Genomic DNA, 3,714 nt, shown 5'->3' on the forward strand with positions numbered 1-3,714 from the left:
TGTGACCGGGTGCTGTGGCTGGAGAAGGGCGAGCTGCTGATGGACGGCCCGACGGACGAGGTCATCAAGGCGTACGAGAAGGAGACCGGCAAGTAGCCGAAAACCCGCCGGGGGCCGGGGCCGTGAGGCGGTCCCGGCCCCTTGCCGTGCCCCGACCTGTGGAAAAGCTCACGCACTGTCACCCCGCCCTACTAAGGTGGTGGTCAGAAATTCATCGGGCTTACGGGGGGTGACACATGCGACCGCTGCCGGGGATTGACCACCGCGGGCGAAGCGGAAGCTGTATTCCGCATCAGGGGAGGGACGTGGTGAACACACGTCCATCAGGGGCAATTTCGCCCCTCTGCCAGGGTGCGGGCGGGCCGTCCAGGGCGGCCCGGGACACCGCGGCAGGCCGCCGACCGGCGGTCCCTCGGTTCCGGCCGCCGTCGCGCGGTCTCCCCGGGGGCCGTTCGCGGACCGTGAGTGACGCGGAGGTACCGCCGCTGCCGCTGTTCACTAAACGGAGGCGCTGTATCGTGTGCGTGTACGCCGGGTTGCCGAGCGGCGGGGTATGAGGGAGGGGGACGCGTGTCGCCAGGGGAAGCGCACGTCGCACCGTACTCACGGCGCGAGCGGTTGCGCATTGCGACCATCCGCGAGATCAAGGACGTCGCCCGGACGCTCCTGGTTCAGGAGGGCCCGGAGAATGTGACCATCCGGGCCATCGCGCGTGAGATGGGCATGACCGCGCCGGCCGTGTATCGCTACTTCAGCAGCCGGGACGCGCTGATCCTTCAGCTGCGGGTGGACATCTTCGCGGAAATGGCCCGCTACATGCGCGGGGTCATCGGGCAGCTCCCCGAGGGCGAGCCCGGCCGCAGACTGATCGGCGGCGCCCGGGCGCTGCGCGTCTGGGCCATCAAGCACCCGCATGAGTTCGGGCTCATCCTCGGACCCTGGGCCCCGGGCCTCGGGCGCGAGGAGACCAAGCCGGAGCGCACCATGGGCTGGGTCTTCGGGTCCGTCTTCTCCGACCTGGTCTCCGACCTGTGGCGGGTGCGGGGCTTCCCCGCGCCCGAGGAGGGCGAGCTGGAACCGGCGCTCGCCCGCCAGCTCGGGGCGCTCAGCGAGGACCAGGGCGTCGACATGCCGCCCGGGGCCATCGCCGTCATGCTGCGCTGCTGGGCGCGGCTGTACGGGGTGATCTCCATGGAGGCGCTGGGGCACATGTCGTTCGGGCTGTCGGAGGGGAAGTCGTTCTTCGAGTTCGAGCTGCGCGACCTGTGCGCCATGCTCGACATCACCGAGTTCTACGACGAGGCCGCCTGACCCCGCCCACGGGCAGGGTCGGGCAGCCCGGCAGGGTGCGGGGCCGCTCCGGGGTGTGGCCCCGTACGCGTGTGCGCCGAGGGGCGTAAGCTGTAGCAATGCCCAACCGGATCACGTCGGACGTGTGCGGCTGTCCCCTGTTCGGGGGTGTGCGGCCGGACGCCGTTGACGTGTCGGCGCGGCGTGTCCGGATCGTGCCGACCCTGGTAACCGGTGTAGAACGGGGGATGTGACGGCATTGGCTCCACGGCCCATCTCCAGTACGCCCACGGGCCCCGGTCACCGGGATCCGCGCGGCGTCGTGGCCCTCGCCCGTACGCCTGGCTGTCCACGGTGACCGCGGAGGACGAGCGCAGCGGGTCCTCCACCATGTCGGGCAGCCTGAGCGGCGGACAGGACGCCGCTCGCGCCGTGCTCGACAAGGCCGCGCACGAGAACTTCCCCGTGGCCCCCTTCTTCGTCCCGCGCGCCTGGCGCGCCGACCTCATGGCCGTCTACGGCTACGCCCGGCTGGTCGACGACATCGGTGACGGCGATCTCCCGCCCGGCGGCGCCGACGCCGAGCTGCTGGGCCTCGACCGGTCCCTCGCCGACGATCCGATCGCGATGCTCGACGCCTTCGAGGCCGACCTCGACCGCGTCTTCGACACCACCTCCGCCGCGCCGCCCCGCCATCCGCTGCTGAGCGCGCTGCGCCCCACCGTCCGCCGCAACGGACTCACCCCGGCGCCCTTCCGCGGGCTGATCGAGGCCAACCGCCAGGACCAGCGGGTCCGGCGGTACGCCTCGTTCCAGGAGCTGCTGGACTACTGCGAGCTGTCCGCCAACCCGGTGGGGCGGCTCGTCCTCGGCATCACCGGCACCGCCAGCCCCGAGCGGGTCCGCCGCTCCGACGCGATCTGCACCGCCCTCCAGATCATCGAGCACCTCCAGGACGTCTCCGAGGACCTCCGCAGGGACCGCGTCTACCTCCCGGCGGAGGACATGAAACGCTTCGGGGTGACCGAGGCCGACCTCGCCGCCCCGAAGGGTGGCGCTTCGGTGTGTGCCCTGGTCGCGTACGAGGCGGAACGCGCCCGAGACCTGCTGAATGAAGGCACCCCCCTGGTGGGTAGCGTCCACGGCAGGCTCAAGGTGTTGCTCGCCGGGTTCGTGGCCGGGGGGCTGGCCGCCCTGCGGGCGGTCGCGGCCGCGGGACATGACGTACTCCCTGGACCGCCCAGGCCCACCAAGCTCAGCCTGCTGCGCGAGGTGGGGGCGACACTGCGAAGAGAGGGGTGAGCCGGACCGTGGACGGATTTCCGCACGCGTCCGCGCCAGTGCTCGCGGCCTACCGCTACTGCGAGGCCGTGACCGGGCACCAGGCCCGCAACTTCGCCTACGGCATCAAGCTGCTGCCCACCGAGAAGCGCCACGCGATGTCGGCGCTCTACGCCTTCTCGCGCCGCATCGACGACATCGGCGACGGCGCGCTGCCCGCGGACGCCAAGCGGGCCCGGCTCACCGAGACCCGCGCCCTGCTCGACCGGATCCGCGGCGGCGCGATCGAGGAGGACGACACCGACCCGGTGGCCGTCGCGCTCACCCACGCCTCCCGGCGCTTCCCGATCCCGCTCGGCGGGCTCGACGAGCTGATCGACGGTGTACTGAAGGACGTGGCCGGGGAGACGTACGAGACCTGGGACGACCTCAAGGACTACTGCCGCTGTGTGGCGGGCGCCATCGGGCGGCTCTCCCTCGGCGTGTTCGGCACCGTACCCGGCGCGCGCGACGCCTCCCGCGCCCCCGAATACGCCAATACGCTCGGCCTCGCACTGCAACTGACGAACATCCTGCGCGACGTCCGCGAGGACGCCGCGACCGGACGCACCTATCTGCCCGCCGACGACCTCGCCAAGTTCGGCTGCACCACCGCCTTCCGCACCTCGGCCGCCCCGGCCGACGCCGACCTCACCGGGCTGGTGCAGTTCGAGGTCCGGCGCGCCCGGGCGCTCTTCGCCGAGGGATACCGGCTGCTGCCCATGCTGGACCGGCGCAGCGGGGCCTGCGTGGCCGCCATGGCGGGCATCTACCGCAGACTCCTGGAGCGCATCGCCCACGACCCCGCGGCTGTCCTGCGCGGCCGCGTGTCGCTGCCGGGCCACGAGAAGGCGTACGTCGCGGTGCGCGGCCTCGCCGGGCTCGACACCCGCGCCGCCGTCCGCCGCGGAGCCGGGGGGATCCGGTGAGCCACGCAACCTCGCGGCCCGGCGCCGCGTCGTGTTCACCCGAGGGGGTGAACACATGACCGTCCGCACCGCACACTCCGCCGACCGGCCGGGCCCGGACCCGGCAGGCCGCCCCGAGGGGGCGGCCGCGCTCGTCATCGGCGGGGGGCTCGCCGGGACCACCGCGGCGCTCGCG

General features: G+C 72.6%; 3 protein-coding genes and 1 pseudogene. All 4 read left to right on the forward strand.

Annotation, left to right across the window (positions count from 1 at the left end; genetic code table 11):
- Window positions 1-96: pseudogene (locus tag EEJ42_RS53330) on the forward strand (ABC transporter ATP-binding protein); the annotation flags it as partial.
- 474 nt (window positions 97-570) lie between these two features.
- On the forward strand, window positions 571-1,311 hold the full coding sequence (locus EEJ42_RS33140; RefSeq protein WP_063729129.1) for a TetR/AcrR family transcriptional regulator: 741 nt from the start codon (window positions 571-573) through the stop codon (window positions 1,309-1,311).
- A 369-nt stretch (window positions 1,312-1,680) separates the two neighbouring features.
- Entirely contained in the window at window positions 1,681-2,592 is a 912-nt protein-coding gene (gene hpnC / locus EEJ42_RS33145) for a squalene synthase HpnC (protein ID WP_123105701.1), read from the forward strand.
- Window positions 2,589-3,539 (forward strand): presqualene diphosphate synthase HpnD, encoded by a 951-nt coding sequence (gene hpnD / locus EEJ42_RS33150; protein WP_123105699.1) that lies wholly within the window; start codon window positions 2,589-2,591, stop codon window positions 3,537-3,539. The genes hpnC and hpnD overlap by 4 nt, the downstream gene beginning before the upstream one ends.
- Window positions 3,540-3,714 lie beyond the last annotated feature (175 nt).

This window comes from Streptomyces botrytidirepellens, assembly GCF_003721215.1.
Lineage (GTDB): Bacteria > Actinomycetota > Actinomycetes > Streptomycetales > Streptomycetaceae > Streptomyces > Streptomyces himastatinicus.

Coding starts and splice junctions, on each gene's coding strand:
- hpnC (WP_123105701.1), top strand. CDS start 1,681: ATGTCGGGCAGCCTGAGCGGCGGACAGGACGCCGCTCGCGCCGTGCTC.